This window comes from Kitasatospora sp. NEAU-69, from assembly GCF_057158765.1.
This window is the reverse complement of sequence record NZ_JBWXUE010000019.1, coordinates 13,399-39,083: the sequence shown is the minus strand read 5'-3', so window position 1 is coordinate 39,083 and position 25,685 is coordinate 13,399. Positions and strand designations below refer to the sequence as shown.

At 71.9% G+C, this 25,685-nt stretch carries 20 protein-coding genes and 1 tRNA gene; 8 read left to right on the top strand and 13 right to left on the bottom strand.

Translation table 11 applies throughout. The annotated features are described in order from the left end of the window. Positions 1–46 precede the first annotated feature (46 nt). On the bottom strand, positions 47–2,515 hold the full coding sequence (locus AC060L_RS21925) for a SpoIIE family protein phosphatase (protein ID WP_483800546.1): 2,469 nt from the start codon (positions 2,513–2,515) through the stop codon (positions 47–49). A 248-nt stretch (positions 2,516–2,763) separates the two neighbouring features. Here AC060L_RS21925 and AC060L_RS21920 point away from each other — a divergent pair, with 248 nt between their 5' ends. From AC060L_RS21920 to AC060L_RS21905, 4 genes are read left to right on the top strand one after another with little or no spacing between them, the layout of a single operon-like run. Beyond that, positions 2,764–3,780, top strand: coding sequence for a GlxA family transcriptional regulator (locus AC060L_RS21920; RefSeq protein WP_483800545.1), 1,017 nt, complete (start codon positions 2,764–2,766; stop codon positions 3,778–3,780). Then, positions 3,777–5,513 carry a thiamine pyrophosphate-binding protein gene (locus tag AC060L_RS21915; RefSeq protein WP_483800544.1) on the top strand — a complete coding sequence of 579 codons (1,737 nt, stop codon included), beginning with the start codon at positions 3,777–3,779 and terminating at the stop codon, positions 5,511–5,513. The genes AC060L_RS21920 and AC060L_RS21915 overlap by 4 nt, the downstream gene beginning before the upstream one ends. Beyond that, positions 5,485–6,138: an SRPBCC family protein gene (locus AC060L_RS21910; protein WP_483800543.1), complete on the top strand. Its 654-nt coding sequence runs from the start codon at positions 5,485–5,487 to the stop codon at positions 6,136–6,138. Before AC060L_RS21915 ends, AC060L_RS21910 begins: the two co-directional genes overlap by 29 nt. Continuing rightward, positions 6,135–7,148 (top strand): ketoacyl-ACP synthase III family protein, encoded by a 1,014-nt coding sequence (locus AC060L_RS21905; protein WP_483800542.1) that lies wholly within the window; start codon positions 6,135–6,137, stop codon positions 7,146–7,148. Before AC060L_RS21910 ends, AC060L_RS21905 begins: the two co-directional genes overlap by 4 nt. A gap of 116 nt (positions 7,149–7,264) precedes the next feature. Here the strand turns inward: AC060L_RS21905 and AC060L_RS21900 are convergent, their stop codons facing one another. Then, entirely contained in the window at positions 7,265–9,787 is a 2,523-nt protein-coding gene (locus AC060L_RS21900) for a collagenase (RefSeq protein WP_483800541.1), read from the bottom strand. A gap of 297 nt (positions 9,788–10,084) precedes the next feature. Between AC060L_RS21900 and AC060L_RS21895 the strand changes: the two genes are divergently transcribed. Then, a tRNA-Ile gene (locus AC060L_RS21895) sits at positions 10,085–10,158 on the top strand. Positions 10,159–10,434: 276 nt separating this feature from the next. Continuing rightward, positions 10,435–10,914, top strand: a complete 480-nt coding sequence (locus AC060L_RS21890; protein WP_483800540.1) for a hypothetical protein — start codon at positions 10,435–10,437, stop codon at positions 10,912–10,914. A gap of 82 nt (positions 10,915–10,996) precedes the next feature. Here AC060L_RS21890 and AC060L_RS21885 read toward each other — a convergent pair whose 3' ends face one another. After that, on the bottom strand, positions 10,997–11,434 hold the full coding sequence (locus AC060L_RS21885) for a universal stress protein (protein WP_483800539.1): 438 nt from the start codon (positions 11,432–11,434) through the stop codon (positions 10,997–10,999). Positions 11,435–11,685: 251 nt separating this feature from the next. On the opposite strand from AC060L_RS21885, the gene AC060L_RS21880 reads away from it, so the two are divergent. Further along, positions 11,686–12,924: an alpha/beta hydrolase family protein gene (locus tag AC060L_RS21880; RefSeq protein ID WP_483800538.1), complete on the top strand. Its 1,239-nt coding sequence runs from the start codon at positions 11,686–11,688 to the stop codon at positions 12,922–12,924. Between the two features lie 73 nt (positions 12,925–12,997). Here the strand turns inward: AC060L_RS21880 and AC060L_RS21875 are convergent, their stop codons facing one another. Further along, positions 12,998–15,100 carry an alpha-galactosidase gene (locus AC060L_RS21875; protein WP_483800537.1) on the bottom strand — a complete coding sequence of 701 codons (2,103 nt, stop codon included), beginning with the start codon at positions 15,098–15,100 and terminating at the stop codon, positions 12,998–13,000. 300 nt (positions 15,101–15,400) lie between these two features. On the opposite strand from AC060L_RS21875, the gene AC060L_RS21870 reads away from it, so the two are divergent. Continuing rightward, complete coding sequence (locus AC060L_RS21870; protein ID WP_483800536.1) at positions 15,401–16,837, top strand: diacylglycerol/lipid kinase family protein; 1,437 nt, start codon at positions 15,401–15,403, stop codon at positions 16,835–16,837. On the opposite strand, the gene AC060L_RS21865 is transcribed toward AC060L_RS21870, so the two are convergent. From AC060L_RS21865 to AC060L_RS21825, 9 genes are all read right to left on the bottom strand, one after another. Then, positions 16,824–17,405, bottom strand: coding sequence for a phosphatase PAP2 family protein (locus tag AC060L_RS21865; protein WP_483800535.1), 582 nt, complete (start codon positions 17,403–17,405; stop codon positions 16,824–16,826). The genes AC060L_RS21870 and AC060L_RS21865 overlap by 14 nt on opposite strands. Positions 17,406–17,416: 11 nt before the next feature. Continuing rightward, positions 17,417–17,785, bottom strand: coding sequence for a DUF7144 family membrane protein (locus tag AC060L_RS21860; protein ID WP_483800534.1), 369 nt, complete (start codon positions 17,783–17,785; stop codon positions 17,417–17,419). A 300-nt stretch (positions 17,786–18,085) separates the two neighbouring features. Continuing rightward, complete coding sequence (locus tag AC060L_RS21855; protein WP_483800533.1) at positions 18,086–18,601, bottom strand: DUF7144 family membrane protein; 516 nt, start codon at positions 18,599–18,601, stop codon at positions 18,086–18,088. Between the two features lie 166 nt (positions 18,602–18,767). Further along, positions 18,768–19,289, bottom strand: coding sequence for a hypothetical protein (locus tag AC060L_RS21850; RefSeq protein ID WP_483800532.1), 522 nt, complete (start codon positions 19,287–19,289; stop codon positions 18,768–18,770). Positions 19,290–19,380: 91 nt separating this feature from the next. After that, a complete protein-coding gene (locus tag AC060L_RS21845; protein WP_483800531.1) occupies positions 19,381–20,280 on the bottom strand; it encodes a hypothetical protein in 900 nt (299 codons plus the stop codon). A 310-nt stretch (positions 20,281–20,590) separates the two neighbouring features. After that, complete coding sequence (locus AC060L_RS21840; RefSeq protein WP_483800530.1) at positions 20,591–21,322, bottom strand: SDR family oxidoreductase; 732 nt, start codon at positions 21,320–21,322, stop codon at positions 20,591–20,593. Then, the gene (locus tag AC060L_RS21835) at positions 21,319–22,260 is read right to left on the bottom strand and encodes a YhjD/YihY/BrkB family envelope integrity protein (RefSeq protein WP_483800529.1); all 942 of its coding nucleotides are present in this window, start codon (positions 22,258–22,260) and stop codon (positions 21,319–21,321) included. The genes AC060L_RS21840 and AC060L_RS21835 overlap by 4 nt, the downstream gene beginning before the upstream one ends. 129 nt (positions 22,261–22,389) lie before the next feature. Further along, positions 22,390–23,997, bottom strand: a complete 1,608-nt coding sequence (locus tag AC060L_RS21830; protein WP_483800528.1) for a serine/threonine-protein kinase — start codon at positions 23,995–23,997, stop codon at positions 22,390–22,392. After that, on the bottom strand, positions 23,994–25,631 hold the full coding sequence (locus tag AC060L_RS21825) for a serine/threonine-protein kinase (RefSeq protein ID WP_483800527.1): 1,638 nt from the start codon (positions 25,629–25,631) through the stop codon (positions 23,994–23,996). Before AC060L_RS21825 ends, AC060L_RS21830 begins: the two co-directional genes overlap by 4 nt. Positions 25,632–25,685: the final 54 nt, after the last annotated feature.

Sequence of the window (25,685 nt, the reverse complement as noted above, 5' to 3'; positions counted from 1 at the left end):
CCCTGCTCCCCGGATAGTCGAGGAAGTCTGACGCGCCCGGCGGGATTCACTCCCGCCGGGCGCGTGGCAGCGGCTGCTCGGCCCAGATGGTCTTGCCGGTGCCGGTGTGCCGCGTGCCCCAGCGCTCGGTGAGCTGGGCGACCATCATCAGGCCGCGTCCGCCCTCGTCGAAGATCCGGGCGCGACGCGGGTGCGGTGCGGTGCTGCTGGCGTCGGAGACCTCGCAGATCAGCGTCCGGTCCTTGATGAGCCGCAGCTGAATGGGCACGGCGCCGTAGCGGATCGCGTTGGTCACCAGCTCACTCACGGCGAGTTCGGTGACGAAGGCCAGCTCGTCCAGCTCCCACGCGTGGAGCTGCGCGGTCGTCCGCGCCCGGACCTCGGCGACGACGGCCGGATCGGCGGGCAGGTCCCAGCAGGCGACGTGCCCGGCGTCCAGAGCATGGGTGCGGGCGACGAGCAGCGCGACGTCGTCGGCGCACCGCTCGTCGAGCATCGCCTCCAGGACGGCATCGCAGAGGATGTCCAGGTCGGGGGTGGTGTCCAGGCCGGGGGTGGTGTCGAGGTCGGGGGTGCTGTCGTGTGGGGGGACCGGGCCCGAGAGGGCCGTGCGCAGCGCGTTCAGGCCGGTGTCGATGTCGCGGCCGCGGGCTTCGATCAGCCCGTCGGTGTACAGCGCGAGGAGGCTTCCCGCGGGAAGCTCGGTTTCGACCGACTCGAACGGCAGCCCGCCCAGGCCCAGCGGCGGGCCGGTGGGGAGTTCGATGAAGTCCACGGTGCCGTCAGGGGTCACCAGGGCGGGCCAGGGGTGGCCGGCACTGGCGAGCGAGCACCTGCGGGAGATGGGGTCGTAGACCGCGTACAGGCAGGTGGCGCCGAGTTCTCCGGGTGGCAGGTCAGCGCACTCCTGCCCCGTGCCGAGCCGGACGACCAGGTCGTCCAGGTGGGCGAGCAACTCGTCCGGGGCCAGATCGACGTCGGCGAGGGTGCGTACGGCCGTGCGCAGACGCCCCATCGCAGCGGAGGCGTGGATGCCGTGGCCGACGACATCGCCGACGACCAGCGCGACCCGGGCGCCGGAGAGCGGGATCACGTCGAACCAGTCACCGCCGACACCGGCCTTCGAGCCGGCGGGCAGGTAGCGGCCCGCGACGTCGACGGCGGCCTGCTCGGGCACCCCCTGCGGCAGCAGGCTGTGCTGGAGGGTGAGGGCGGTGGTGTGCTCGCGGGTGTAGCGGCGGGCGTTGTCGATGCAGACCGCTGCCCGCGCCGCCAGTTCCTCGGCGATCTCCAGGTCATCCTGCCCGTAGGGCGCGGCGGATGCGGCCAAACGGGTGAACAGGACGACGCCGAGGTTCACCCCACGCGCCCGCAGTGGAACCGTGAGCAGCGAGTGCGGCTGGTGCCGACGTATCCAGGCCGCCCGGTCCGGGTCGTGGGCGAGCCAGTGGGCGATCTCGGGGTCGGTGATCCGGTGGGCGGTGCCGCGGCCGCCGGCCAGGCAGCGGGCATGCGGTGAGGACTCCGGATAGCGGGCCGGCTCGCCGACAGAGACAACACCCGGCACCTCGGAGCGGACGGCGACCCGGCGCAGCACCAGGCCCCCACCGGTAGGGATCGGCGCCGGCTCGTCCCCCTGCAGCACGGCGTCGAGCAGATCCACCGAGACGAAGTCCGCGCAGGCGGGCACGGCCACGTCGGCCAGCTCCTGGGCGGTCCGGGCCACGTCCAGGCTGCTGCCGATCCGCCTGCTGGCCTCGTCGAGCAGCGCCAGACGTTCCCGAGCCGCCTGCTGCTCGGAGAAGTCGAGCACGGTCTGCTGCACGGCCTGCACCAGCCCTGCCTGGTCCTTGACCGGGGTGAAGTGGACGGTCCAGGCATGCGGGAAGGCATCTCCCGGCACCTGCACGCAGTTCTCGATCTGCTCCGGCCTGCCCGTCCCCGCCACTCGCTCGACGCTGCGCTGCGGAACCTCGAACAGGGGATCCGGCAGGTGGTCCGTGATCCGGAGCCCGCGAAGCTCCCCCTCGGTGGCCGCGAGCTGCTGCGACATAACCGTGTTGACGCGCAGGAACCTGCCGTCGGTGTCGTAGATCGCCACCGCGAACGGGGACTGGTCGAACGCCCAGTGGACCAGCGGGTCACTGTCGCGGTCGTCCCCCTGCCCCAGCGGGGCGGCCTCGAACAGCCAGCCGACCCGCCCGTCACCGGCGGACAGCGGACGCACACAGAGTCGGCAGTCCACCGGCTCCCCGTCGCGGTGGCGCAGAACCACCCGGCCGACCCAGCGTTCCTGTTCCCGGTCGGCCAGCCGCTCGCGGGCCGAGCGCGGCAGCGGCGACGCGAGCAGGTCCGCTGCCGGCCGGCCCGCAGCCTCGGACGCGGAGTACCCGAGCAGCCACTGCGCGCCGGCGCTCCAGCCCGTCAGCACTCCGTCCGGAGCCGCCGTCGCCACGGCCGCACCCGTGAGGAGAGAGCCACTGGGCCGGCTGCCGCCCACCGTCGGTGGGGCCATGGTGATCATCTCGCTTCGCCCGTCCGTCGACTCAAGGATTCCCCGGGCACGGCGCAACTTCACCTCGGAGCCACCGGCGCTCGACCTCCGGCGCGATCCCGTTCGATATGACGCCGCTCACACCGCACCCTCACCCTCCGCGATCATTACTGGTCAGTAGGGTGCGCCATCTCCCTGCGACCACCGGTGGCCGAATTCGTCAGTAGACCGTCATTGTTGCCATCCAGCGCCGGATACAGACTGTGACCGTGCAGCAGCGACGGGTTGTGGTGGTGGTCTATCCAGGTGCGCAGGCACTGGACATAGCGGGGCCGATCGAGGTGTTCGACACCGTGAATCGCAGGCTCCCCGAGGCGGGTGTCCGCTATCGGATCGAGTTCGTCTCCGCCGATGCGCCGCTCGTGCGGACCTGTTCGGGCATGGTGATCGCGGCGGAGCCGCTCGACGCGGGAGACGGCCCGATCGACACCCTCCTCGTCCCGGGCGGCTGGAGCCTGCGGGACGCCTTGGCGGACCGGGAGCTGGTCGCCTGGATCCGGCAGGCGGCCGCCCGGTCGCGCCGGGTCGCCTCGGTGTGCGGCGGGGCGTTCCTGCTCGCCGAGGCGGGCCTGCTCAAGGGGCGGCGCGCCACGACCCATTGGGCCTTCTGCGAGGAGATGGCCCAGCGGTACCCGGACGTGACGGTGGACAGCGAGCCGATCTTCGTCTGGGACGGCCGGTTCGTCACCTCGGCCGGGGTGTCCACCGGGATCGACATGGCCCTGTCGCTGGTGGAGGCCGATCACGGCGCGGCCTTCGCGCTGGAGGTGGCGCGCTACCTGGTCCTCTTCTTCAAGCGCAACGGCGGGCAGTCGCAGTTCAGCGCCATCCTCGATGCCCAACTCGCCGATCGCGCACCGATCCGAGCCGCGCAGGAGTGGATCCTCGAGCACCTCGAGGATCCACTGCCGGTACCCGAGATCGCCGAGCGGGCCAATATGAGCGTGCGGAACTTCGCCCGGGTGTTCCGGCGCGAGGTGGGCACGCCGCCGGGCCAGTACATCGAACAGATGCGGATCGCCCGGGCCCGCAAGCTGCTGGAGACCACCGAGCTGCCGGTCGCTCAGATCGCCCGCCGCTGCGGGTTCCCGGCCCCCGAGACGTTCTTCCGCTCCTTCGGCCGGGCCCTGGAACTGACGCCGAACGAGTACCGCCACCGCTTCCAGACCATCTCGCCGTCCGGCCACATCGTCCGGCCCGGCCCGTCCGACAGGAGCACCGCATGACTGCCGAGGTCCGGCTCGTCGACTACCTGGCGAGGGAGCTGGCCAGGGCCGGCGTCAGGCACGTGTTCGGCGTCGGTGGCGCGAACATCGAGGACCTGTACGACGCCCTGCACGCCACCGGCGACGTGATCCGCACCGTCGTGGCCAAGCACGAGTTCTCCGCCGCCACCATGGCGGACGGGCAGGCCCGGGCGACCGGGCGCCTCGGCGTCGTCGCCGTGACGTCGGGGGGCGGAGCGGTGAACCTGATACCGGGGCTGGCGGAGGCGCACGCCTCGCGCGTGCCGGTGCTGGCGTTCGTGGGGCAACCGCCCACCGACTCGGAGGGGCGCGGAGCGTTCCAGGACTCCAGCGGCAAGGCGGGCTCCTTCGACGCGCGGGAGCTGTTCGCCCCCGTGACCCGGTTCTGCGCCCGGGTCGATGACGCGAACGCGATTCCGGAGCTGCTGGCCCGGGCCATCACGGCAGCCCACAGCGACCCCAAGGGGCCGGCCGTGCTGCTGCTGCCCAAGGACGTGCAGCAGGCGCTGGTCGAGCTGCGGGACCCGGCGCCGGCCGCGCCGCGGGCCCGTGCCGGTGCCGGTGCCGGTGTGCAACCGCACGTCGAGGACGGCACGGTGGAGGTGCTGCGCAGCGCGGGGCGCGTCCTGGTCATCGCGGGCGAGGGCGTCGCCTCGGCCGGCGCGCGGGCGGAGCTGGCCGAGCTGGCACGGCGGCTCGGCGCCTGGGTGGCGGTCACCCCGGACGCCAAGGACGTGTTCGACAACCACGACGCCCGGTTCGCCGGAGTGGCCGGGGTGATGGGTCACGAGAACGTCCGGCAGTGCCTGCGGCAGGCCGATGTCTGCCTGCTCGTGGGCACCCGGCTGCCGGCCATGGCCCGCGGCGGACTGGAGCAGGAGCTGGCCGGGGCCTCGGTGATCTGCGTCGATCCCGAGCCGCCGTTCGTGCCCGGGGTCTCCGTTCGCGGGGATCTGCGGGAGGCCCTGCGGCTGCTGGCCGCCCGCCTGGGCCCCGGTGCGCGCCCGGCTCCCGAACACACCGGCCCCTCCCCGCTGCCGACCCCGCGACCCCCTCGCAGTCCTGTCCCCCTGGAGGTCCCGCGCACCTCCTACGCCGCGGCGGTGGCCTCGGTCGAGGCCGCTCTGCCACCTGACGCACACGTCTTCGTGGACGCCGGAAACGCCGGGGCCAGCGCGATCCACCTGCTCCCCGCCCCGCGCGAGGGCCGCTTCGTGGTGGCCGTCGGCATGGGCGGCATGGGCTACACCTTCGGTGCCGGTATCGGCGCGGCGCTGGCCACCGGGCAGCGCACCTACGTGATCGCCGGTGACGGTGCGTTCTTCATGCACGGCATGGAGGTCCACACCGCGGTCGAGCACGCCGCGCCCGTCACCTTCGTGATCTTCAACAACAACGCCCACGCCATGTGCGCCACGCGTGAGCAGCTGTTCCTCGGGGCGGCGAACCCCGTCAATCTGTTCCGCCCGGCGGACATCGCCGCGGGCGTGGCACACATGTTCCCCGGCCTGGACGTGACGCGGGCCGAGGACGCCGCACAACTGCGCCAGGCGCTGCTGCGGAGCAACGCGGGCAACGGTCCCGCCTTCGTCACGCTGGATTTCGACCCCGCCGAGATACCACCGTTCCTTCCCTTCCTGACCACCGCCGGCCGGCTGCCGGCCGAGAACGAGGAGACCACCCATGAGCGCGGACCAGTCCGTGTTGGCTGACATACCCGGCCTGACCAGGGTCGAGAACACCGGTCTGGACCAGCTGATGGCCCGCTGCGCCGAGCTGACCCGGCCCGCCTACCCGCACGGCGAGGTCTACGGGAAGTACTGCACGATCCAGGAGTACGTCGACTGCCCGCCGGAGCAGGCCTACGAGTACCTGAAGCAGGGCCACCACCTGGAGGAGTGGACGTTCAGCCTGCGGAACTTCGGGCCCACCGACACCCCGGGGCTCTGGGTCGGTGACGACCGCCTGGAGGAGCAGACCCGGATCTTCTGCCGGGTGGAGACCAGCGCCGAGGCCATGACGGTGGATTTCCACTGCTCCTGGGACCAGGGTGACGAGCTCTGGATGGTCTACCTGATGCGGGTCCTGCCGGCCCAGCTGGTGTTCGGCAAGCCCGGCTCCGTGATCACCTGGACCAACTGCCGGCACCCGTACTACGACGCGAACCCCCACCCCGGCCTGGCGCCGCGGGTCGACCGCCCGTGGGTCGGCGACTACTGGGACCTCTTCTACGCGGGCCACACGGTGGAGATGGGCAACCTCAAGGCGATCCTGGAGCACCGCCACCGCAACGGCCTGCCGATCAGCTCCTCCCCCGCCACGGCGGTGGTGCGGTGACCACGGTCAGCCTCACCGACGTCGCCGGCTACCTGCCCGGCGAGCCGGTCCCGGCCGAGTTCTACACCGAGTACCCCGGCGCGGAGGAGAAGCTCCGCGACAACCCCATGTTCCGGGTGCCCCCGATGCGGCACCACGTGGCCGCGGACGAGAGCAACGTGGACATGGTCGAGCGCGCGGTCGCGCCCCTGATCGAGCGGCACGGCGCGGCCGAGATCCGCTCCGTGGACGTCCTGCTGATGCACAGCCAGCTGCCGGACACGCCGTTCGTCGGCGCCGGGACCGAGGTGGCACGCCGGCTCGGGCTGAAGCCGCAGTGGCTGATCGACGTGGCCAACGCGGGCTGCGCGTCCTTCGTCCACATGCTCGAACTGGCCCGGCAGATCCTCACCACCACCGACGCCAGGACCGCGCTGATCTGCAACGCGCAGAGCGCCGCCGGTCAGCTGTTCACCCAGCCGGACGTACGGCGGCTCGCCCAGGCCGCGATCCCCGGGGACGGCTGCGGGGTGGGGTACGTGACCACGTCGGGAGCGTCCCCGGTCCTCGACCTGGTCACCCGCCACATCAGCGACTACGGCGGCGACATGACGGCCGTGCTGGACGACGGCCGCAAGTACTGGGAGCCCGGCGAGTCCCAGCTGCGGATCGGCTTCACCGAGGCCGCCATCGCCAGGGTCCTGGAGCGTGGCAACCGCCTGGTGCCGGAAGTGGTCACCGACCTGTGCCGGCGGCTCGGGGTCGGCACCACCGAGATCGACCTGCTGGTGACCAACCAGCCCAACCGCACCTTCCTCCACAACTGGCGGGAGGCTCTGCGGCTGCCGGTGGATCGCCACGCCGACACCTTCGACAGCTGCGGGAACCTGTTCGGTGCGGCGATACCCATCACCCTCGACCGCGCCATCCGCTCCGGGCGGCTCAAGGACGGCGACCTGGTGGTGCTGGGCGGCTTCGCCCACGCGGGCGACTACGCGGGCGCAGCCGCGATCCGCTGGGGCACCGGCTGACGCGGACTCGCGTTTCGCCCGCTGTGGAACCGGGGCGGCGGCCCGGAGCTGGGTGCTCCGGGCCGCCGCCGCTGCTGCTGCTGGTGCTGCTGCGAGTCGTGACTGGGGCGTCGTGCTCAGTACTGGGTGCTCACGGTGACACCGCTGAACGCGGTCTCGCCGTAGAGGCTGATGTAGCGGTAGCCGGCGGTGGTGTTGGTGACGGTCAGGCTCTGGTCGGTGGTGCCGTAGGTGACCGAGCCGTTGGTGTAGGCGTTCGGCGTGGCCCAGGTGCTGGGGTTGTAGAGCAGGTAGGCCGTGCCGGTGCCGCCGGAGCTGTTGATCTTCAGCGTGGTGGTGCCGGCCGGCAGGTAGATGTAGTAGTAGTCCAGGTTCCCGGCGGTCGCGGACTGGTTGGCCCGGAAGCAGTTCTGGCCCAGGACCCGGGTGTCGGCGGCCGTGCAGGCGGTGAGGCTGCTGACGGTGACGGACTGGGTGATGCTGCTGGTCTTGCCATTGCTGTCGGTCACCGTGAGGCTGACGGTGTAGCTGCCGGCCGCGCTGTAGGTGTGCGACGGGTTCTGGCTGGTGGAGCCGGTGCCGTCACCGAAGTTCCAGGCCCAGGACGAGATGCTGCCGCTGCCGGCCTCGGTGGACTGGTCGGTGAACTGGACGGTCTGGGCCGCGGGAGTGGCGGTGAAGGCGGCGGTCGGGCTGCCGCCCACCACGCAGGCGCCGGCGGCGCAGGCGTCCAGCCAGGTGTTGAAGTCGGCGTCGTAGGCGGTGCCGATGGAGTTGTAGGCCGCGTAGCCGCCGGTGTAGTCACCGGTGCGGAAGTGGCTCAGCATGCTCTGGATGACGTCCGGGTGCTTCTCGAACATGTACCGGACCGCCAGGTAGCCCCACGGGTAGGTGCGGGTCTGGTCACTGTTCTGGTACGTGTTCTGGAAGAGCGTGCTGAGCGCATAGGTGTGCAGCGGGGCCACGGCCACCGCGCCGGTGTCGGTCATGTTCCGGTAGCTGTACGAGACGTACTCGGCCACACCCTCGATCCACCACACGTCCGGGACGACGGTCTGCTGGGTGAAGTTGCCCTTCATGTCCAGCCGGCCGTCGAGCGCGTGGGTGTACTCGTGGTTGAGGTTCCAGACGCCGGCGGTGAAGCCGTCGTTGCCGTTCTGGTAGGTGATCGAGATCGGCTGGTTGGCGGGGTTGGTCGGGTCGCCGATCAGGGTGATGCCGCCGTTGTTGGTGGCGATCCCGTAGATGCCGCCCGCGTAGATCTGGTAGTCCTGCGGGGAGGCGAAGACCACCATCTGCAGTGAGTTCTCGTACTGGCCGGGGATCGGGCCGTTGTCCTTGACCAGGTTGTGGACGAAGCCGTCCTCGTTCTCCAGGCTGGTGCAGACGGCCGACAGGTCGGCTGCGGTCAGGCTCTGGGCGAGGATGCTGTGGGTCGCGTCGCAGGTGTGACTGATCGGCAGCGCCGCGGCCTTGAGCTGCTGCGGCAGATTGCAGACGCCGTAGAAGGAGCAGTCGGTCGGGTCGTAGTAGGCGGCCATCCCGGCGACGCCGACCCAGAGCGCGGAGGTCGGGCCGGTGATCGAGGAGATGCCCATCAGGCCCTTGATCAACGGACGGACGGTGGCCACCAGCGCCGGGTGCTCGATGAACCGGGCGGTCTCCAGACCGGCGTTGGACGCCAGGAAGGAGTTGCCGGTGCCCAGCAGGTCCCTGTGGTTCAGCGCGAAGCCGTCCAGCGTGTTGATCAGGCTCGGGTCCGCGGTCACCGCGGCGACGTAGGCCGGGTTCTGGTGGCCGCGGAAGATCGGGGTGTACACGGAGTTGACGAAGTTCACCATGTACCAGGAGGAGTTGTACGAGCTGTTGTAGCCGTTCAGCACCTGCTTGTACGTGTTGATGTAGCGGGCCTGCAGGTTGGCGCTGTCGCTGAGGATCATCGCCTCGCCGCCGACCTGGCCGTTGCCGTCGCTCACGTCGGCGAGGTGCGGGCTGGCGACGAGGGTGTCGAGGCCGGCCTGCACCGCGTTGGTGAGCGAGGCGTCGTAGCTGCCGACGTCCGCGGAGTCGTAGTACTGCACGTAGTAGCCGGCCTGCAGGAAGTACTCCAGCTGGAACAGGCCGGTGGAGTTGTCGCCGGCGTAGGACGAGGCGGCGCCCTGGAAGCCGTTGGCCACCGCGATCATCTGGCTCTCCTTGAACACACCGGCGGCGGTACTGCCGGTGGTGAGGAAGAGCGAGCTGATGCAGTCCTGGCTGGAGCCCTCGATGAAGCCGACCAGAGCGGAGCCGGTCCGACCGCTGAAGTCGGCCGGGGTACAGGAGGTGGTGGCGGCCGCAGCGCCCGCCCGGGACCCGGCGAGCCTGGCCGCAGGCGCCTTGGGGGCGGCGGACTGCGGTGCACGCGGCGGGAGTTGGGCGGGGGCGAGCCCGCCGTTCTGCACGGTGGAGCGGTCGTTGGTGCTTGCTATGCCGCCGGTCGGCGGCAGACCACGATTGGGGTTCGCGGCCTGGGTGACCTGCCGGCCGGGCTTCACCGTCGCGTCGGCAAAGCTCGGGACGGCGGCGAACCCGGCGACGGCCGTACTCGCCGCGGCGAGTACGGCCATGATTGCGGGCAGCCGAAATAACTGACGCATCGTCACTCCATGGTGGGGGACCAGTGGATGCGGCCTCGGGCACAGATCGTGGAGGCGTTGTCAGGGACGGTCTCACGCGCCATGCAGCAAATCAATAAGATGTGACATGTTATGTGTCTATCTTGGCGCTGTTCTCGGCTTCAGATCGCCCATATCCGTCCGAACCAGGATTTGTCCGACTCGGCCGAGCCCGGGTTCCGGAGCCCGCCGCATCCTCGCCGGCCGCCCGCATGAGGCGTGGGGAAGCCGCGAATTTGTGAGATCAGCGATCGGTCGTCTAATGTTTCTGCACGGCAAGGGCCTATAGCTCAGACGGTTAGAGCGCTTCCCTGATAAGGAAGAGGCCACAGGTTCAAGTCCTGTTAGGCCCACCTGTAGAGACCGCAAGGTCAACGGCCCGGTCCCCCTCCTGGGGGGCCGGGCCTTCTGCATGCCCCACTCGAACTGTTGCGCAAGGGGCTTCTGAGGTCATTGCCCCCATGGACCTGACGTCATCTCCACGCAAGGACACATCCGTCCACGCAGACCGCACATCTCGGCCATAGGATTCCGGGTGACCCGCACCTGACATCGGCCGTGGGTCCATGCCCTCGCGCCGAGCAGTGCCCGAACGTCGACCCCATTTCATCGACACGAAAGGCAACACGATGCGTCTCCGCAAGGCACTGTCCGCGACGATCGCGGCGGCTGCCGCCGCCGCTGCACTTCTCGCCCCGACCTCAGCCAGCGCCGCTCCGACCGATGCATGGCGCCCGTGCAACGGTGGCTCGCCGACCAACCAGATCTTCCGAGGCGGCACGACCATCTCGTCCGGCGAGCGGGTCTGCGTGGCCGCGTACCAGCTGGTCATGCAGTACGACGGCAACCTCGTCATCTACGACAACGCCGGCAACGCGCTGTGGGACAGCCAGACCGAGGGCTTCCCGGGCGCCTACGCCATCATGCAGAACGACGGCAACTTCGTCGTCTACCAAGGCAGTCAGTGGCTCTGGAACTCGCGTACGGGTGGCAACACCGGGCGGTACTACTACCTGTGCTTCCAGACCGACGGCAACCTCGTGGTGTACGCGCCGCTGCCCAACCTGATCAACTGCAACTCCGACCGGATGTGGTGGAGCGGCACCTGATGCGGTAGCTCGTCACGCCGAGGCGCTCCTCTCCCACTGTCGGGGAGGAGCGCCTCGCGCTGTGGCCGGCGGGACGCGGCGTTCACTGGGGACGGACGATCACGACCGGGCACTCTGCGTGCTGAGCGCACTGCTGGCTCACCGAGCCCAGCAGCGCGCGGACGAAGCCGCCGTGCCCCCGGTTGCCGATGACCAGGAGTTCGGCGCCCTTCGACAGGTCCAGCAGCACGCTGGCGGGGTCGCCGAGCAGCAGTTGCTCGTTCACCTCCGCCGGCCGGTCCGGTCCCAGCACCTCATCCAGCTCCTGGGCGAAGCGCCGCTGGGCCATCACCTGGTCGAAGGAGGTATCGACCACGGGCGCCGACCATCCATACCGTGACGGGGGCTCCCACACCCCCACCGCATCGATGCTCGCGCCGATCAGCTGCGCCTGCCGGACCGCCCATCGCAGCGCCGCGTGCGAGGAGGGCGAGCCGTCGATGCCCACCACGACGCGGCGGGCCGAGCCGTTTCCGTCCACGCCCGTTCACCCCTTCGTTCCGGTTCCGCTCCGCTCCTTCCACGCTGCGCCTTCTGCGCCGAGTCCGCCAGCAGACGGGGGCGCGGGTGGGTTACCGGGCGCTTTTCCGGGCGGGTTACCGGGCGGGTTCTCCGGGTGGTTTTCCCCACCCCGGGACGCCGGGCAGCTCCATCGTTCCCGGCCGGCCGCGCCGGAAGTATTGGGGGCACCGGGAAGCCCCCGGGAGCGCAGCCGAGCGAGGGAAGACTTCGATGACGAACCTGCAGTCGCGCCGCCGCACCACCCACCGGCTCTCCGCAGCCGCCGCCATGCTCTGCCTCGCGGTGGTGGCCGGCACCGCCACCGCGACGGCGGCCGACCAGGAGACGGCACGAGCACAGCGCGGCAGCGTGGTCTCCGTGACGCCGCTGGCCTCGCTGGACGCCGGGCAGGCCACCGCCTACGTCCAGGGCATCGGCTTCGCCACCCCGGCCGAGCAGGACGGGGTCGAGGTGGACCGGGTGGTCTACCGGACCATCACCCCCGAGGGGCGGCCCACCACCGCGAGCGGGGTGCTCGCGCTGCCGCGCGATCCGGGGCCGCGCGCACTGGCCACCGTCGAGTACACACACGGCACCATGGCCTACCGGGGCGAGGCACCGTCGGTGGCGGACGGACCCGACCGGGCGGCGGCGGTGATGTTCGCCGGGGACGGCTTCGCCGCGGTGGCGCCGGACTACCTCGGACTGGGGGTCGGGCCGGGCACGCACCCGTACCTGGACGTGCGCTCGGAGACCACGGCCTCGGTGGACCTGCTGACCGCCGCCCGCGCGGTCGAGGCCGGACGCGGCACGAGAGCCGACGGCCGAGTCCTGGTGACCGGGTTCTCGGAGGGCGGGGCGGCCGCGATGAGCGTGGGCCGGGCGCTGCAGGAGGGCAGCGTCCCGGGGTACCGGCTGACCGCGCTGGCCCCGGTCAGCGGGCCCTACGACCTGGCGGGCAGCGAGCTGCCGGCCGCGTTGAACGGTGGCCTGCTCGGCTCGCACGCCGCGTTCTACGCAGCCGACCTGGTGGTCGCGTGGAACCGGCTGCACCCGCTCTACGCCTCCCCCGCCGAGGCCTTCAAGGCGCCGTACGACCGGACGGTCACCGCCCTGTTCGACGGAGACCACACCGACGAGCAGGTGGCCGCCGCCCTCCCGGACAGCCTGCAGCAGCTCTTCACCCCGGCCTTCCTCGCACAACTCCAGCACCCCACCGGCGAGTTCGCGCGGATGTTCCAGGCGGCGGACAGCGTCTGCCGGTGGTCCCCGCAGGCACCGGTCCGCCTCTACGACGCGGACGGCGACCGTGACGTGGCGCCCGCCAACACCCACACCTGCCAGACCGAGCTGGCGTCCGCCGGGGTGTACGCACCGGTACTGGACGCCGGCGCCACCGACCACAACGGATCGGCGCTGGCCTCCTACCCCCGCATCCGCACCTGGTTCGCCACCCTCGCCGGGCACTGAACCGCAAGCCGCAAGCCGCAGGCGCGCGTGCGCCTGCGGCTTGCGGGTTGCCACGTGTGGGTTGGTCAGGACTTCAGGAGAGGACGGTCCAACTCTGGCCGGCGGCGGACGAGTTGGACGGGTTGGTCATGCCCGTGGAGCCCGCGGTGGTGCCGGCGACGTCCAGGGTCAGGCCGTTGCCCACGTTGGTGATGGTGAGGGCACCGCTGCTGTTCTGGGCGACCTTCCACTTCTGCCAGGGGTTGTTGGCCGAGGGGTTGAGCAGGTAGGCGGCGCCCACTCCGCCGCCGGCGGCGAGCACGGTGTGCGACTGGGCGGCGGTGTAGCAGTTGCTGGTGATCGTCACCGTGCCGTCCGAGTTCGGGCTGAACTGCCACTGCTGCGCGGCGTTGCCGCTCTGGTAGGCGTTGATGTCGGAGTTGCCGCCCACGTTGGCGTAGCAGCCGCCCTGGACCTCGAGCGCCTGGCCGCCGGTGCCACCCGCGCTGATCGCGTGGTACTTGCCGTCGCCGACGATGCTCGCCTGGCCGGTGCCGCCGCCGGTGCCACCGCCCGTGGTGTTGCCCGCGCCGGCGATGATGTAGAGCGCGGTGCCGTGCGCGGGGATCCAGTTGCCGCCGATGGTGCCGGTGGTGGTGCCGGTGGCGCCGCTCCAGATCTCCCGGTAGTTGTAGCTGGAGCCGGTCAGGCCGAGGGCGGCGAAGCTGGCGCTGGGCATGGCCCAGTTGTTCGGGTCCTGGTTGACCAGGGCGACGGCCAGGTTGCCGTTGGCCAGGGTGCGCTTGAGGATCACCGGCGCGGTGGCGGAGGCCGGCGGGCTGCCGACCAGGGTGGCGGGCTTGGCCAGGCTGTCCTGGTCGATGGCGATCACGTCGGGGTTCTTCATGATGGCCAGGGCGGAGGAGTTGATGCCGGTGGACCAGGTGTAGCCGTTCGCGCTGTGCTGGGCGTCGGCGGCGTTGCGCAGGTCGGCGCCGGAGATGAGCGGGGCGGCCATCATCGAGAGGATGGACATCTCGGTCTGCGACTCGGTGTCGGTGAACGGCTTGTTGCCGGGATAGGTGTCGGTGACGCCCCAGACGCCGTTCACGTCCTGCCAGCCAGTGAACATCATGTCCATGTCGTTCCAGCTGCCCTGGCGCACGTTGCCCGGGTACTGCAGGGCGGCCCGGAGCTGGCCGTTGTAGAGCACGCCGCTCAGGTCACTGTCGCGGTCGCCGCCGATCCGGCACATGTTGGCGACCTGGCCGCACCAGACGCCGGTGGGCGCGTAGCCGGGGGCCTGGTGCGCAGGGGTGGGTCCGGCGGCCTGGATCACCGGGTCGGTGCGCGCCGGGTCGTTGGCGTTCAGCAGGTAGGGGATGCCGGTGTGGGCGGGCTGCGCGGACAGGCTGAGGGTGACCTTCGGCTTGCCCTGGGCCGCGGTGGCGGCGTCCAGCGCGCGCTGGAAGGTCTGGGTGCGGGCGTAGATGGACTCGGTGAGCTCCTTGCCCTCGCCCTGCGGGTAGTAGGCGTAGCCGTCGGGCCCGGTGATGGTGGGGCCGTACGGACAGTCGTCGTACTTGACGAAGTCGACGCCCCAGGAGACGAAGTCGGTGGCGTCGGTGCTCTCGTGGCCCAGGCTGCCGGGGTGGCCCTGACAGGTGGTGTACGTGTCGGTGGCGTACAGGCCGAACTTCATGCCCTTGCTGTGCGCGTACCAGGCCAGGTACTGGATCCCGTTGAGGCTCTGGCCGTTGACGGTCTGCGAGGGGAAGTTGGTCGGGTCGGGCGTCAGGTGTCCGCTGGTGGTGTCGTTCCCGGTACCGTCGGTGCCGGAGACCGGGTTGCCGTTGTTGTCGTAGAGCTGCATGGCGTTGTCGGCGGTCTTGGCGAAGTCCGTGGTCTGGCCGTCGCGGTGACGCACCGACCAGCCGTCGTCGATGGTGACGGTGTTGTAGCCGGACTGCACCAGGCCGTTGGCGGACATGAAGTCGATGGTCTGCTTGACCTGCTGCTCGTTGACCTGGGTGCCCAGGCTGTTCCACGAGTTCCAGCCCATCGGCGGGGTGAGGGCGTTGCCGTTGTTCAGGGCGGCCGCGGTGGTGGCGCCGCTCAGGGTGAGGGCGCCGAGGCCGGAGGCGGCCAGGGCCAGCGAGGCCAGGGCGCCGGCAAGGCGGTGGACGGGAGTGCGCATGCGGGACTCCAACATGGGGGATCTGGCCGGACGCCGGCGGGTGGGTGGACCCGGGGGCATGGCGGCGTGCTCGGTGAGCGCGCGTCGCCGGCGCGGCACAGCGTGGGGGGGGTGACGTGCCGTCGGATCTGAACAGCAGTGCCATACGATATTGCACCTATCAAGGTCCGACAAGAGTCAACGCATTCACTCATTTCCGATCAGATTGCGATGCCGTCAGGCGGGCGCAGCGGGCGGGTGGCGGGCCGGGCCCGGTACTAACGTGGATAGGACGATGACCGGAGCGGTCCCGGAGGAGCCATGACCGATGCCGAGAAGCCGCCGCACGATCCGGGCCCAGATCACGACCCCGACGCGGGTCCCGGCCCCGACGCGGGTCCCGGCCCGGACGCGGGTCCCGGTCCGGACGCAACCCGGCGCTGGCTCGCCCGGCTGGCATACGCGGCCGCGCTCGGCGCCTTGGCGCTGCTGGTCCTGGGCGGCCGCAGCAGTCTCGCCGTGCTGGCCACGGGTCTGCTCGGGCTCGTGGTGGCCCTCGCCTCGCTCTGGTGGTTCCTGAGCAATCGAGGCGCGCTGCGCTGGGTCTGCGCCGGCGTCGCGGTCGCCGCACCGGTCGCCGTCATCGTCGTCTACATCGCCCACAGCCGGCTGACGGACATCATGCTGGTCCTGCTGCTGGCGGCGATCGCGGTTGCCGCCGCGAGGGCCGCCCTGACACCGGCCCGGCCCTCCGGCATGCCCGAACGCGAGATGCCGCCCCCGGCCCGACCGTTTCTGATCATGAATCCCCGCTCGGGCGGGGGCAAGGTCGAGCGGTTCGCCCTGGACGTCAAGGCGGCCGCCCTGGGCGCCGAGCTGGCCCTGCTCGACGGCCCCGGACAGGTCGATGTCGACGCGCTGGCACGCAGGGCGGTGGCGGACGGGGCCGACCTGCTCGGGGTCGCGGGCGGCGACGGCACCCAGGCGCTGGTCGCGGGCATCGCGGCCGAGCACGACCTCCCGTTCCTCGTCGTCTCGGCGGGCACCCGCAACCACTTCGCGATGGACCTCGGGCTGGACCGGGACCGGCCCGACACCGGCCTCGACGCCCTGCGCGACGGCGTCGAGCTCTGCCTGGACCTGGGACTGATCGGCGGGCGGACCTTCGTCAACAACGCCTCCTTCGGTGCCTACGCGGAGGTCGTCCGGAGTCCGGACTACCGGGACGACAAGCGGGGCACGACGCTCCGGCTGCTTCCCGACATGCTCTCGGGTCGGCGCGGACCGCAGCTGCGCGTCCGGATCGACGACGAGGTGGTCATCGACGCCCCGACGGCGCTGCTCGTCAGCAACAACCCGTACGGGCTCGGGGATCCGATCGGACTGGGTCAGCGGGCCCGGCTCGACACCGGCGTGCTCGGCGTCATCGCGATCACGGTCGACAGCGCCGCGCAGGCGGTCGAGCTGCTCCGCGGCCGCCACGCCGGCGGACTGCGCACGATGGTCGCCCACGAGGTGGTCGTCGAGTCGGACACCCCCGAGGTCGCGGTCGGCATCGACGGTGAGGCCGTGCTCATGCCCACGCCGGTACGGCTCACCATCAGACCGCTGGCGCTGCGGGTCCGGGTGCCCCGGGAGCGGCCGGGCGTGCCGCGCGTCAAGCCGCCGATCGACCTGGCGGTGCTGCGCCACCAGGCGCTGACCATGGCACGTCTGGCCGGCACCGGCGCGTCCCCGACGGGGCTCAGCGGTTCATGACGGCGGACACCGCAGACACCGCAGGTACCGAGGACAACGCGGACACCGCGGCGGCGCTCGCGATGCCGATCACCACCCCGGCGGCCACGTCGCCCGGGTAGTGCACCCCGGTGTGTACCCGCGAGTACCCCACCACACAGGCCAGCGCACCGAGCGGCGTGGCGGCGGCCGGGAGTTCGGATCCGACGGTGATCGCGAAGGCGACGGCGGCCGCGGTGTGCCCGGACGGAAAGGACGCCGACACCGGCATCGGGACGTACCGCTCCGGACTGCTCCCGCTCCCGGCCCGATCCGGGCGCGCGCGGCGCACCAGCTGCTTGGCGGCCAGGTTGGCCGTGGCCGAGGCGACCCCGAGGGCGGCGGTGCCGAACAGCGCCGCCCGCCGCGACCGCCCCCGGCGGAGCGCCAGCAGGGCGGCGACGGCGAGCGAGATCTTGGAGTGGTCGGCCGCGGCGGACAGGCGCCGCAGGCCGGCGTCGAGCGCGGGGGTCGCGGTGGTGGCCACCGCGGCGTACACGGCCCGGTCGATGGCCGTGACGTCGTTCAGGATCGCGCGGGCGCCGAGCATCCCCGGACCCCTCAGACGTCGTGCCGACGGATCACGCACAGCCCCCAGATGACGAAGGCGCAGGTGGCCATCACCGTGATCGACCAGACCGGGTAGTACGGGATGGACAGGAAGTTGGCGACGATGAGCACGCCTGCCACGATCACACCGAGGATCCGGGCCCAGACGGCGAGCCTGAAGAGTCCGACGGCCACCGCGATGGCGAGGACTCCCAGGAGCAGGTGGATCCAGCCCCAGCTCGTCAGGCTGAACTTGAAGACGTAGTTCGGGGTCCGCACGAACACGTCGTCCTCGGCGATCCCCATGATGCCGCGGAACAGCGCGAGGAAGCCGCTGATCAGCAGCATCACCGCCGCGAAGACGACCAGGCCGCTTGCCATGGCCTGGGAACCGCCGCCGCTCCCGGGCGCTGATGACGTCGTACCGGGGGTCGCTGGGGTCGATGGCATACCGGTCGTCTCGATTCCGGGGCAGGGCGGGGCGGCGCGGGGTGAACGTGCGTCGGTGCCTTCATCCTCGAAGCCGGTACGGGCCGCCGCCAGGTGCGCGGCCCGAAAGGGTGAGCGCCCGCCCGCTCGCCGGGGAAGCAGCCCGGAGCGGCGAGCACCTTCTGCGGTGCTCGCCGCTCCGGGCTGCTTCCCTTGCGGGACTGGTGGGGCTGATGGGACTGATGGGGTTGGTCAAGCCGGTGGGGCCGGCGGTGCAGGTGCGGCCGGCGGCGCTGCTGCCGGTGCCGCTGACGTGGCCAGCGGGCCGGCGCTGCGGACCGCCTCCTCCTCGGGGAGTCTGCCGCCGTAGACGACCAGGGCGTAGATGGCGACGAAGTCGAGGACGAGGATCGACACCGACCAGACCGGATAGGACGGGATGAAGGCCATCTGCGCGAAGGCGTTCAGGATCAGCACTCCGACGCCGAACCACCGGGCCACCGGCACCCGGGCCAGGATCCCGACGACGGCGAAGCCCTGGGCGATCGCCAGCGCGAGCATCGCCCAGCCCCAGGCGCGCAGGTCACCGAAGATGTAGTGCGCGTTCTGGGTGAAGACGTGCGAGTGGTTGATCGCCGCGATCCCGTCCAGGCCGTTGAACAGCGCCAGAACCGCCAGCATGACGGCCGCGAAGGTCAGCATCCCCTGGCCCCGGGCGACCGGTGACTGGAACGATCCGACTCCTGCGTGGTGTTGCACGGTTGCCATCGAAAACTCCTCTGTTGCACCCGCCCCTGCTGCATCGCTACACCGCTGCACCGCTGCACTGGCGCCCTGTGCCAGCCTCCTCCCGGGCGGCCGGGCGCGCACCACCCCTGGCGGGTGATTCGGCGGACGGAGTCGACGGCTAGGGCGACAGGCCCCGGCGGCCCGGTCAGTGGCCCAGGCCTGCCTTGGCCGCCACGATCACGAGCCCGAGCACCAGGTTGACCATGGCCTCCACACCCGCCTGACGCCGCGAGGCGCCGGCGTGCAGCGCCCCGAGGTAGGCCCAGGAGACCTGCTGCGCCACGGCCACGGCCAGGGCGAACCACGCCGTGGCGGGCAGGCTCAGCCCGAGCAGCGGGCTGACCAGCACGACGACGGCGGGCAGCACCGCCGCCTCGACGATCGACCACTCACCGCGCCCGACCCGGCGGATCTCGCGCCGGTCGAGCGGCTGCCCGGCCGTCCGCTCCCCGGCAAGGTGCGCGTAGACGTGGGCGACCCAGAACACCAGACCGGTGACGAGCAGCAGCACAGCGGTCTCGATCCGGGGGAACTCGCCCAGCGCGCTCGCCGCGGCGATCACCGAGGCGGCCAGCAGGGAGCCGTAGACAGCGCCCGCGTAGTCCGTGCGCGAGGACGGAGCGCCGTCCGTGCCGCGTCTGTGCAGCCATGGGAGTACCTGGTTCACCGGCTCACCGTACAAACGCGCGGCGCGTGCGGCGGGCACGCCACGCGTGGGGGCGGCCGCGTCAGTCGCGGGCAGTCCCCGCCCGCCGCGGTCAGTCCCGCCCGCCCGGCAGCGTCCGCAGCGTCTGCAGCAGGCGCAGCACCACGGCGTACAGGGCTGACACGGCGATCAACAGCACCACGATGGCGAGCAGCCGGCTGGCCGCGATGCTCAGGTCCGTGATCAGCGCCGTCACCAGGACGCCCGCGATGAGCAGCACGGACACGACGGTCCGCAGGGCGACCGCGGTGGCCCCGGGGCGCAGGATCCAGCGCCGGGCCGTACCGGTGGCGGCGCCGGGGGCCGGTCCGCTGCCGGACGGCAGGTAGTAGACCGTGGCCCGCGCCGCCAGCCGGGTCGTGGCGCGGCGGTACATCTCGGCGCTCGCCGGGATCCAGATCAGCGGCACCACGCACCCGGCGAGCACGATGGTGAGAACGCCGCACCAGACGGCCAGTTCCCGACCACGCCCGGCCGGCTTGTCCCCCGCGGTCAGCAGGCCGATCAGGTAGGCGAGCCGCCGCACCGAGACCCACCAGCCCGTCCGGACCACCGGCTCCGCACCGCTCGGCTCGCCGGTCGCCGCACTGCGCGGCTCCGCCGCCTCGAGCAGTTCCCTGGCCGCTGCCGGCGTGCGGCTGACACCCTGCAACACCAGCAGGTCGGCCGCCAGCGCGGCGGGCTCGCGATGCGGCTCGGCCAGCGCCGCGAGCTCCAGCACCATCCGGATCTGCGCGCACAGAGCCGCGACGAACGCGGCCGGCCACAGCACCATGAACGGTCCGCCCAGAAAAGCGCCTTCGAGCACCGACGCGCGCACGCCGTCGGCGACCGCCCGTTCCCGCTGCCGCACCGGGTCGAGCGCGGGACGCTCGCCCCGCAGCGCCGCCGCTGCCGCCTCGGCGCCCGGCCCCAGCAGCCGCACGCCTTGGACGGCCATGGCCTCCGGCATGTGACGGGGGTCCGACCTGGCCACCCCGAGCAGGGTCCGCACCGGCCCGGGGGCCTGAGCCGCTGGTCGCCGACGAGCTCTCACGCGTCCCAGGCTAGGCCGTGTCTCATAATTCGCGTCGGATCAGCGCGCGGCGTTGGGCGCCCGGCTGGGCGTGCCGGCGAAGCGTCCTCGTACTGGGCCGTACTTGGGCGTTTCGCCGGTGCGTCCAGGCGGGATGCCCGGCGTCGTGCGCCCGGCGGGAATTATGAGACACGGCCTAGGCCTCCAACGGTGTTCCACCCGTGCCGTCGAATTCCGGCCCAAGTGGTCAGCCGTTGAGCCAGTCCTGGTAGCGGGTCGGTGCCAGGCGGGCGCCGGGGCCCGGGGTGAGGACGTCTCCGCGGACGGCGGCGAACAGGCCCGCCTGGTCGTCGACGACGACAGGGCGCCCGTCGCCCCGCGCGGCCAGCGTCATGCGGCCGATTTCGTCGAGCGTGAACGTGTCGGGGCCCGCGATCTCGAGAACCCCGCCGAGCGGCGTGCCGGTGGCGACGTCTGCGAGGACGTCGACGATGTCGCGGCTGGCGATCGGCTGGAGCAACGTCGCGGGCAGTCGCACCTCGGTCTCGTCCGAGGTCCACGACATGGTCGGCTCCATGAACTCGAAGAACTGTGTGGCGCGCACGATCGAGTAGGGCGTCGGACCGCCGCGCAGCAGTTCCTCCTGGAGCGCCTTGCCGCGGTAGTAGTCCAGTTCGGCGACCCGGTCCACACCGACGATGGACAGAACCACCTGGTGGCGCACCCCGGCCCGCTCGCCTGCGGCGAGGAGGTTGCCCACCGTGGTCCGGAAGAACTCGATCGACCGCTCGTCGAACGTGGGGGAGTTGGTCACGTTCACCACCGCCTCCGCGCCGGCGAGCGCTGCGTCGAGGCCGGCCCTGGTGAGCAGATCGACGCCGGAGGAGAGTGAGGCGGCGGTCACCTCGTGGCCTCGCGCGGTCAGCTCGGTGGCGAGCTGCGAGCCGATGAGTCCGGTGCCGATGACGGTGATCTTCATGGTGCGCCTTCCTTCTTGTCGTGGTGACCGTCGCGGTGACTGTCGCGGTGGCTGGAGATCTGCACCCGGGCCGATTGCCAGCGCGACCGCATCTGCGCCACCACGTTGTCCCACTGACGCCGGACCTCGTCGTCGGGCGGCCGGTCGCCGGCGCGGATCCGGTTCAGCTCCTCGTCCACCTCCCGCCCGAGCGCCGCCGAGCCGACGACGACGAGCATGATGCCGAAGAGCGCCGAGATCATCGCGAAGACCGCGCCCACCGGGCCGTAGCGGGTGGCGTAGGAACTGAACAGATGCGGCAGGTAGACCGCCGCGCCCACCGAATAGACCGTGGTGAGGACGGCGCCGAGCACCCCGAACTCCAGCAGGTCGTGCCAGTCGACCCGCTTCGCGGTGAGCACCCGGCCGCTCCAGACGAAGAAGGCACCGGTCAGCGGCGCCACACACAGCGAGGCGGCCAGCTCGAAGTGGCCACGGCCCAGGAGGGCCCGGATCCAGCCGGCGAGCAGCAGGTACGTCGCCAGGCCGAGCACCCACCGCAGGCCGTTCGGCGTGTTGCGCACGCTGAGCGGCTTGAGCTCCCAGGTCTGCTCGAACAGGCGCTGCGCCGCACGGGTGAAGCTGAGCACCGAGATCAGCAGGAACACCGTTCCGACGATATCCAGGCTGGTGCTCGCCCCGACGGCCGGCGAGAAGAGCTCCCGGACGGCGTCGGCCCCTCCCCCGCTGAGGCCGTAGCGGTCGATGATCCGATCCGCGACACCCCTGACCCCGGCGTGGGACAGCAGCGAGCCGCTGAGGATCGCGAGCGGGACCAGCGCGGTCAGCGCGCTGGAGGCCAGCGCCATCGACCGGTCGAAGCCGACGACCCGCTGGAACCGGTTGACGACGCGCAACGCGAACGCCGGACGCAGCCAGAACGTCAGCGTCCTGACCACGCGCTCGCGCTCGATGCGAACCGTCCCGCCTCCTCGGCTCCCGCAGTCTCCGTGACAGGGGCGACCCTAACCCGGGGGCGGCGCGCCGGGAGGCTCCGACGCGTGGTGTGTCGGAGCCTCCTGTGTCGGTCAGTGCGCCTGCGGCGGCATGGCCGCCAGGGCGTCCTTCGCGATGGTCCGGGCCTCGGGCTCGCAGTCGGGGTAGTAGTAGCGGACCAGGAGGACGGAGACGACGAGGTTGGCGGCCCGCACGGAGAGCAGGCAGGAGTCGTCGGAGTTCTCCCAGTACGCCTCGTCGCCGACGCCGAGGCCGGTCTCCCGGGGAAGGCCCTTGGCGCCGTCGTCGAAGTCCTGCTGGGTGCCGCGGGTGGCGTTCTTGCCGGAGGCCGAGCGGCGCAGGTCCCAGGTGACGGTCGCGCTCGGCGAGGAGAACCAGCCGTCCGCCGAGCGCGAGTCCTTGGGGAACCAGTTGCACTCGGTCTTCGCGGTGTCGGTCTGCTCGTTGGCGACGTCCTTGTCCGGCCTGCGCTGCTCGTTCAGCGGCAGCTTGGGCCCGGCCTCCGCGCAGACCGGCATCGTCACATAGGTGTCGGCGGGCCCGCCGACGCTGCCATCCTTGTGCAGCAGCAGGTAGCCGCCGACGCCGAGCCCGGCCGCGAGCACCGCGCCGACCGCCGCCCACGTCACGGCGCGCCGGCTGCGGCGGCGCGGTGGCGCGGTGGGGGCGTCGGGCGCAGGGGCATCGGAGACGGGGGCACCGGAGACGGGGGCGTCGTACGCGGTGCGCAGGGCGGTCGGCGGCGGCGCGGGGGCTTCGGCGGCCCGCAGCAGCAGCGTCCGCTCGGCGCCGCCGTCGAGCAGGCGCTCGGCACGGGCCCGCTGTTCGTCGACCATGCCGTGCACGGCGGCCGGCCACGGCCGGGCGGCGGGGGCCACCGGGCCGAGCAGGGCGAGCAGTTGGGCCGGCGTGGGCCGGTCGGCCGGGTCCTTGGCCAGGCAGCGGGCGACGATGGCGTGCAGGGCCTGCGGCAGACCGCTCAGGTCGGCTTCGGCGTGCACGAGGTTGTAGAGCGTCTGGAGGGCGGACGGGCCGGAGAACGGACTGCGGCCGGTTGCCGCCAGCACGAGGACCGAGCCGAGCGAGAAGACGTCGCTCGCCCCGGTCAGCTCCCGGCCCTCCGCCTGCTCGGGCGACATGAACGGGGGCGAGCCGACCACCCAGCCGGTGCCGGTGAGTTCGGTGGCGTCCACGCCCTCCGCCGCCCGCGCGATGCCGAAGTCGATCACCCGGGCGCCGTCCTCGGCGAGCAGCACGTTCTCGGGCTTCAGATCGCGGTGGACCAGCCCGGCCCGGTGGATCTCGCCCAGCGCCGTGGCCAGACCGACCGCCAGCCGGTGCAGCGCCGGCGGCGGCAACGCCCCCGCTCGCTCGACGGCCGCTCCCAGCGACGGGCCGGCCACGAACACCGATGCCAGCCAGGGTTGTTCGGCGTCCGCGTCGGCGTCGAGGACGGCCGCCGTGTACGCGCCCGACACCCGCCGCGAGGCCTCGACCTCGCGCCGGAACCGCGACCTGAAGCCGTCGTCGGCCGCGTGCCGGGCGTGCACCAGCTTCACCGCCGCCGGCCGGCCGTCCGGCGCCACGCCGAGCAGGACGCGGCCCATGCCGCCCCGGCCGAGTTCGGTGAGGAGGACGTACGGGCCGGCCTTCTCCGGCACCGGGTGCGAGGCGCTCACAGGTCGGCCACCGCCGTCAGGCTCTGCCGGGCCATGTCCTTCGTCAGGTCCTCACACGCGCCCTTCGGGTAGTGGATGCCCTTCACCGCGATGAACACGTAGAGGTTGACGTCGCGGGCGTACAGCACGCAGTTGCTCTCGTCCGTTTTGGTCAGCCACATGCCCTCCTGACCGACGCCGAGGCTCGCGTCGCGCCGGGTCTCGCCGCGGATGTAGAACTCCTCGTAGTACTGCTTCGCCTGCGCCGCGCCGGTGGGCCCGCCCGGCCGGGAGGTGAAGAGCTCCCAGCTGATGGAGATGTCGTCGCCGGAGCGGGAGTCCCAGTAGCAGTCGTTCTCCGGATGCGTGCCGCCGCCGGTGTCGTCGGGCTTCTGGAGGACACCCGGGATGTTGCCCTTGGCGGTCCCGAAGGCGGCCGGGGGCTTCATGCTGAGGCCGGCCTGCGTGCAGGTCGGGACGGTCTTGGTGTACTTGTCCGCCACCAGGGAGAGCGGGGTCGAGCCGGGGGTCGGCACGGCCTCGGGGTAGACCGAGTAGTACACGTTGGCCGGGCCGATCATCAGGACCGCGGCCGCCGCCGTCACCAGCACCGCGCCCACCACGAGCGCGGCGCGCCGCCACCGCCGGCGCCGGGGCGACACGGGTGCGGGAGCCGGGGCAGGGGCAGGAGCGGGAGCGGGAGCCGGCGTAGGAGCGGGTGTGGGCGTGGGCGTGGAGACCACGACGGCGAGCACGGGCTCCGGGTCAGCCGTGGCCGCGAGCCGGGCCGCCGCGCTCCGGCGCTCCGCGATCTGCCCGTACACCGAAGCCGGCCAGGGCCGCGCGGATGCGGCCGGCGCCCCGACCATCGCCAGCAGCTGCCCGGGGGTCGGCCGCGCGGCCGGGTCCTTCGCCAGGCACGGCGCGATGACCGCGCGCAGTCCGGGCGGCACGGCGTCCAGGTCGGGCGAGCTGTGCGCGACGGCGTGCATCAACGCGAGCGGCGAGTCCCCGGCGAACGGGCTGCGCCCGGTGGCGGCGGTGACCAGCGTGACGCCGAGGGAGAACATGTCGCCGGCCGGGCCCGGCTCCTGACCGAGCACCTGCTCCGGCGACATGAACGCGGGCGAGCCGATCACCGCGCCGGTCCGGGTCAGCTTCGTCTCGTGGTCGGCCGCGCGGGCGATGCCGAAGTCGATGACCCGTACGCCGTCCTCGGTCAGCAGCACGTTCGACGGTTTGAGGTCCCGGTGCACGAGGCCCGCGCGGTGGATGTCCTGCAGGGCCTGCGCGAGCCCGGCGGCGAGCAGCCGTACCGCGTCCTCGGGCAGCGCGCCGCCCTCCTCCAGCGCCTCGCTCAGCGAGGGGCCCGGCAGGAAGAGCGAGGCTAGCCACGGCGTCGCGGCCTCCGGGTCCGCGTCCACGACCGGCGCGGTGTAGGCCCCGGAGACCCGCCGCGAGGCGTCCACCTCCCGCCGGAACCGCGAGCGGAACCCCGGATCCTCCGCGAGGTCGGCGTGCACGCGCTTGACGGCCACCAGCCGCCCGTCCCGCGCCACCCCGAGCAGCACCTGTCCCATGCCGCCCTGCCCGAGCACCCCGACCGTCCGGAACGGCCCGATGTGCGTCGGGCCGTCAGTTCCCAGCATCCTCATGCCGAATCAGCCCTCCCCCTGGACAAGGAGGATCTTACTGACACCCCGGCTCGG

Bases quoted from the DNA above. Each gene is read 5' to 3' on its own strand.
- AC060L_RS21925 (WP_483800546.1), bottom strand. From the start codon at position 2,515: ATGGCCCCACCGACGGTGGGCGGCAGCCGGCCCAGTGGCTCTCTCCTC.
- AC060L_RS21915 (WP_483800544.1), top strand. From the start codon at position 3,777: ATGACTGCCGAGGTCCGGCTCGTCGACTACCTGGCGAGGGAGCTGGCC.
- AC060L_RS21910 (WP_483800543.1), top strand. From the start codon at position 5,485: ATGAGCGCGGACCAGTCCGTGTTGGCTGACATACCCGGCCTGACCAGG.
- AC060L_RS21900 (WP_483800541.1), bottom strand. From the start codon at position 9,787: ATGCGTCAGTTATTTCGGCTGCCCGCAATCATGGCCGTACTCGCCGCG.
- AC060L_RS21890 (WP_483800540.1), top strand. From the start codon at position 10,435: ATGCGTCTCCGCAAGGCACTGTCCGCGACGATCGCGGCGGCTGCCGCC.
- AC060L_RS21880 (WP_483800538.1), top strand. From the start codon at position 11,686: ATGACGAACCTGCAGTCGCGCCGCCGCACCACCCACCGGCTCTCCGCA.
- AC060L_RS21875 (WP_483800537.1), bottom strand. From the start codon at position 15,100: ATGCGCACTCCCGTCCACCGCCTTGCCGGCGCCCTGGCCTCGCTGGCC.
- AC060L_RS21870 (WP_483800536.1), top strand. From the start codon at position 15,401: ATGACCGATGCCGAGAAGCCGCCGCACGATCCGGGCCCAGATCACGAC.
- AC060L_RS21865 (WP_483800535.1), bottom strand. From the start codon at position 17,405: ATGCTCGGCGCCCGCGCGATCCTGAACGACGTCACGGCCATCGACCGG.
- AC060L_RS21860 (WP_483800534.1), bottom strand. From the start codon at position 17,785: ATGGCAAGCGGCCTGGTCGTCTTCGCGGCGGTGATGCTGCTGATCAGC.
- AC060L_RS21855 (WP_483800533.1), bottom strand. From the start codon at position 18,601: ATGGCAACCGTGCAACACCACGCAGGAGTCGGATCGTTCCAGTCACCG.
- AC060L_RS21845 (WP_483800531.1), bottom strand. From the start codon at position 20,280: ATGCCGGAGGCCATGGCCGTCCAAGGCGTGCGGCTGCTGGGGCCGGGC.
- AC060L_RS21840 (WP_483800530.1), bottom strand. From the start codon at position 21,322: ATGAAGATCACCGTCATCGGCACCGGACTCATCGGCTCGCAGCTCGCC.
- AC060L_RS21825 (WP_483800527.1), bottom strand. From the start codon at position 25,631: ATGAGGATGCTGGGAACTGACGGCCCGACGCACATCGGGCCGTTCCGG.